Source organism: Streptomyces sp. NPDC056222, assembly GCF_042264065.1.
Lineage (GTDB): Bacteria > Actinomycetota > Actinomycetes > Streptomycetales > Streptomycetaceae > Streptomyces.
This window is the reverse complement of record NZ_JBHJTL010000184.1, coordinates 1-4,800: the sequence shown is the minus strand read 5'-3', so window position 1 is coordinate 4,800 and position 4,800 is coordinate 1. Positions and strand designations below refer to the sequence as shown.

Sequence of the window (4,800 nt, the reverse complement as noted above, 5' to 3'; positions counted from 1 at the left end):
GCGCCACCGGTGGGACCGGGGCCGCGCCCGTTCCAGGGCCGTTCGGGCCGAGGGCCCGCGCCCGCCGCCTAGAAGTGCGTGCGATGGCAGATGTACGCCAGGGTCCCGAGGAGCAGCCGTGCCTGCGGCGGCGCACCCGCCGCGTCCAGCGTCGGCGGCCGCAGCCACCGCACGGGCCCCAGGCCCCCGAGATCCGACGGCGGCGCCGTCACATGGTCGCCGGGACCGAGGCCCCGCAGATCCAGGTCGGCGTCGTCCCAGCCCATCCGGTACAGCAGCTGCGGCAGCTCCGCCGCCGCCCCCGGCGCCACGAAGAACCACGCCCGTCCCGTCGGTGTCGCGCAGACCGGGCCCAGCGGCAGTCCCATGCGTTCCAGCCGGACCAGCGCCCGACGCCCCGCCGGCTCGGCAACCTCGATCACGTCGAAGGTCCGGCCCACCGGCAGCAGCAGCGCCGCCCCCGGATACTCCGACCACGCCTTCGTCGCGTCGTCCAGACCCGCGCCCGCCGGAACCTCCGCGGCGAACGAGAGCGGATGCGCCCCCGGAGCCGTACAGGAAGGATCCCCGCAGGAGCACTGGCCGGATACGGCCCGTGCTCCGGGGACCACGTCCCAGCCCCACAGTCCTGTGTATTCGGCCACCGCTGTGCACTCTGTGGTGCGGACGCGGCGTCGTGAGCCGGACCGCATCTCACGAATGCCGCCGATCGTGAAGCCCATGCCCCCTCCAACGGGTCGAACGCGCCGGTGGTTACGACCCGGAGCACCGTCGTCACGCTCCGTCGCCGGGGGTGGCGTACCGTCGCGGGCGAGGTGGTGCGGCCCGTCGCGCGCGCCTCCTCGCGCAACACTCCGCCGAACCAGGTCGTCGCATGTCAAGTGAATCGTGTTCGGCGGCAGGCGAGTTCATTCGAAGGGGTGGCGAATGGTGGCGTTTCTTGAATCCGCCTCGCTAGGGGGTGATCGTAGGATTACTTTCGGTGCACGAACCCCGGAGTTCATTGCGCGCGTGGGTATGCCGGGGGCAACCCGCTTTCCAGTTCGAAGGGGTCCAAGCTCCAGACGAACGCCGCAACACACGGCATTCTGTTAGGGGTTCGCGCAACAGAGGCATCGACGTGGATGGGGGCGTTCCTGTGGGCGGCAACGGCGCAGACGGTACGACTGCCGGCAAGCGCCCGAACGAGCAGCTGAGCTCGTGGTTCGTGCGAAGCGGCTGGTCGAAGGGCGAGCTGGCACGCCAAGTGAACCGCAGAGCACGCCAGATGGGCGCGCACCACATCTCCACCGACACCTCCCGTGTCCGCCGCTGGCTGGACGGCGAGCAGCCCCGCGAACCCATCCCGCGGATCCTCTCCGAGCTGTTCTCCGAGCGGTTCGGCGCCGTCGTGGCCGTCGAGGACATCGGACTGCGCACCGCCCACCAGTCACCGTCCGTCTCCGGTGTCGACCTGCCCTGGGCAGGACCCCAGACCGTCGCCCTGCTCAGCGAGTTCTCCCGCAGCGACCTGATGCTCGCCCGCCGAGGCTTCCTCGGTTCCGCCCTGTCGCTCGCCGCCGGGCCCTCCCTCATCGAGCCCATGCAGCGCTGGCTCGTGCCCACCCCCGCCGGCGAACCCGAACGCCCCGAACCGGCCGTCGACACCCGACGCCCCGGCCGCCTCTCCCCGGGCGAGCTGGACCTCCTCGAATCCACCACGGCGATGTTCCGCCAGTGGGACGCCCAGTGCGGCGGCGGACTGCGGCGCAAGGCGGTGGTCGGCCAACTCCACGAGGTCACCGACCTCCTTCAGGAACCCCAGCCCGCCGCCACCGCCCAGCGCCTGTTCAAGTGCGCCGGCGAACTGGCCGAACTGGCCGGATGGATGAGCTACGACGTGGGCCTGCAGCCCACCGCCCAGAAGTACTTCGTCCTCGCCCTGCACGCCGCCAAGGAAGCGGGCGACAAGCCGCTCGGCTCGTACATCCTCTCCTCCATGAGCCGCCAGATGATCCACCTCGGCCGGCCCGACGACGCCCTCGAACTCATCCACCTCGCCCAGTACGGCAGCCGCGACTGCGCCACCCCGCGCACCCAGGCCATGCTGTATGCGATGGAGGCCCGCGCCTACGCCAACATGGGCCAGCCCTCCAAGTGCAAGCGGGCCGTCCGCATGGCCGAGGACACCTTCGCCGACGTCGGCCTCGACGGCGAGCCCGAGCCCGACTGGATCCGCTTCTTCTCCGAGGCCGAGCTGAACGGCGAGAACTCCCACTCCTACCGGGACCTCGCCTACGTCGCCGGACGCTCCCCGACGTACGCCTCCCTCGCCGAGCCCGTCATGGAGCGGGCCGTCGCCCTCTTCGAGAAGGACAGCGAGCATCAGCGTTCGTACGCACTCAACCTGATCGGCATGGCCACCGTGCACCTCCTCAAGCGGGAGCCCGAGCAGTCCGCCGGCCTCGTCGAGAAGGCCCTCGGTGTCGCCAGGAGGGTCCGCTCCGAGCGCGTCAACACCCGGCTCCGCAAGACCGTCGACACTGCCGCCCGCGACTTCCGCGACGTCGCCGAGGTCGTCCAGCTCACCGACCGGCTCACCGCCCTGCTGCCCGAGACCGCCGAGGCGGTCTGAACACCGGCACCCTCCAGACCCCGGCCGCGACAGACGTCCCCCACTGCCCGACTCGGCTCCCCCGCCGCCAGGACACAGGGACGCTGCCGCGGCCGGTCTGCGTTTGCGCCTGGACCGGCGCGCGCTCTCCCGGATGTGGTTGATCGCCGTCGTGGTTCCTCAACCGACGGGTGCGGTCTCGGGACGTACGCGCGTTACATGTTCGTGACCTTGCCGTTCACAGTCGCGTAACACGTCCCACCCCTTCGTCACTGCGGCGAAACATCGTGCGGCATCGACGGAAACCGCGCTGCGCGAATCTCTGGCGCATAACCGGCCACCCCTCACGGCCAAGCCGCTTTTCGGCCCCGCCCCCGCACAGGCCGTACCGACGACGAGGAGACGCCGATGGCACCAGCCATCACGACCCTGGCCGCAGAAGCCCCCGAGCTGTCTGCAGCCAACACCGGGTTCATGCTCATCTGCTCCGCCCTGGTCATGCTGATGACCCCGGCACTCGCCTTCTTCTACGGAGGCATGGTCCGCGTCAAGTCCACCCTGAACATGCTGATGATGAGCTTCATCAGCCTCGGGATCGTCACGATCCTCTGGGTGCTCTACGGCTTCAGCATGGCCTTCGGCACCGACTCCGGATCGCTCATCGGCTGGTCCTCCGAGTACGTCGGCCTCAGCGGCATCGGCGTCACCGAGCTGTGGGACGGCTACACCATCCCGGTGTACGTCTTCGCCGTCTTCCAGCTGATGTTCGCGATCCTCACCCCCGCCCTGATCAGCGGCGCCCTCGCGGACCGCGTCAAGTTCACGGCCTGGGCCCTCTTCATCGCCCTCTGGGTCACCGTCGTCTACTTCCCCGTCGCCCACTGGGTCTGGGGCGCCGGCGGCTGGCTCTTCGAGATGGGCGTCATCGACTTCGCCGGCGGTACGGCGGTCCACATCAACGCCGGTGCCGCGGCCCTCGGCGTGATCCTCGTCATCGGCAAGCGCATCGGCTTCAAGAAGGACCCGATGCGCCCGCACAGCCTCCCGCTGGTCATGCTCGGCGCCGGTCTGCTCTGGTTCGGCTGGTTCGGCTTCAACGCGGGCTCCTGGCTCGGCAACGACGACGGCGTCGGCGCGGTGATGTTCGTCAACACCCAGGTCGCCACCGCCGCCGCCATGCTTGCCTGGCTGCTCTACGAGAAGATCCGCCACGGCTCCTTCACCACCCTGGGCGCCGCCTCCGGCGCGGTCGCCGGCCTCGTCGCCATCACCCCGTCCGGCGGCTCCTGCTCCCCGCTCGGCGCGATCGCCATCGGCGCCATCGCCGGTCTCGTCTGCGCCATGGCCGTCGGCCTCAAGTACAAGTTCGGCTACGACGACTCCCTCGACGTCATCGGCGTCCACCTCGTCGGCGGAGTCATCGGCTCCCTGCTCGTCGGCTTCTTCGCCACCGGCGGCGTCCAGTCCGACGCCAAGGGCCTCTTCTACGGCGGCGGCCTCGAGCAGCTCGGCAAGCAGGCCATCGGCGTCGTCGCCGTCCTCGCCTACTCTCTGATCGCCTCCGCGATCCTCGCGCTGCTCATCGACAAGACGATGGGCATGAGGGTCAGCGAGGACGACGAGGTCTCCGGCATCGACCAGGTCGAGCACGCCGAGACCGCGTACGACTTCAGCGGAGCCGGCGGCGGCGCCTCCTCGCGCACCGCCGCCGCCCCCGCCCCCGCCGTCACGGAGAACAAGAAGGTGGACGCATGAAGCTCATCACCGCGGTCGTGAAGCCGCACCGGCTCGACGAGATCAAGGAAGCCCTCCAGGCCTTCGGGGTCCAGGGCCTCACGGTCACCGAGGCCAGTGGCTACGGCCGCCAGCGGGGCCACACCGAGGTCTACCGCGGTGCCGAGTACACCGTCGACCTCGTCCCCAAGATCCGCATCGAGGTGCTCGTCGAGGACGACGACGCCGAACAGCTCATCGATGTCGTGGTCAAGGCCGCCCGAACCGGCAAGATCGGTGACGGCAAGGTGTGGAGCGTGCCGGTCGAGACCGCCGTACGGGTCCGCACCGGCGAACGCGGTCCGGACGCACTGTAAGCGCGGAGCACTAGGGAGCTGCTGGGTGACGAGCCTCGACACGAGTACGCAAGCGGAAGACTCGGGACCCAGCGGATACGCGGCGGCCCGGCTGCGCCTTCTCACCGAGAAGGCGCC

At 70.0% G+C, this 4,800-nt stretch carries 4 protein-coding genes; 3 read left to right on the top strand and 1 reads right to left on the bottom strand.

Going from position 1 to position 4,800, the window contains the following annotated elements; translation table 11 throughout:
* Nucleotides 1–68: 68 nt before the first annotated feature.
* Entirely contained in the window at nucleotides 69–722 is a 654-nt protein-coding gene (locus ACFC0D_RS38095; RefSeq protein ID WP_376446594.1) for a bifunctional DNA primase/polymerase, read from the bottom strand.
* A gap of 416 nt (nucleotides 723–1,138) precedes the next feature.
* Between ACFC0D_RS38095 and ACFC0D_RS38090 the strand changes: the two genes are divergently transcribed.
* The 3 genes from ACFC0D_RS38090 to ACFC0D_RS38080 all read left to right on the top strand — a co-directional run bounded on the left by ACFC0D_RS38090 (nucleotide 1,139) and on the right by ACFC0D_RS38080 (nucleotide 4,683).
* Complete coding sequence (locus ACFC0D_RS38090) at nucleotides 1,139–2,614, top strand: hypothetical protein (protein ID WP_376446591.1); 1,476 nt, start codon at nucleotides 1,139–1,141, stop codon at nucleotides 2,612–2,614.
* A gap of 387 nt (nucleotides 2,615–3,001) precedes the next feature.
* Nucleotides 3,002–4,348 carry an ammonium transporter gene (locus ACFC0D_RS38085; RefSeq protein WP_376446588.1) on the top strand — a complete coding sequence of 449 codons (1,347 nt, stop codon included), beginning with the start codon at nucleotides 3,002–3,004 and terminating at the stop codon, nucleotides 4,346–4,348.
* A complete protein-coding gene (locus ACFC0D_RS38080; protein ID WP_101390346.1) occupies nucleotides 4,345–4,683 on the top strand; it encodes a P-II family nitrogen regulator in 339 nt (112 codons plus the stop codon). Before ACFC0D_RS38085 ends, ACFC0D_RS38080 begins: the two co-directional genes overlap by 4 nt.
* Nucleotides 4,684–4,800 lie beyond the last annotated feature (117 nt).

Excerpts from the sequence above, each read along its gene's own strand:
- ACFC0D_RS38095 (WP_376446594.1), bottom strand. The coding sequence starts at position 722 with ATGGGCTTCACGATCGGCGGCATTCGTGAGATGCGGTCCGGCTCACGA.
- ACFC0D_RS38085 (WP_376446588.1), top strand. The coding sequence starts at position 3,002 with ATGGCACCAGCCATCACGACCCTGGCCGCAGAAGCCCCCGAGCTGTCT.
- ACFC0D_RS38080 (WP_101390346.1), top strand. The coding sequence starts at position 4,345 with ATGAAGCTCATCACCGCGGTCGTGAAGCCGCACCGGCTCGACGAGATC.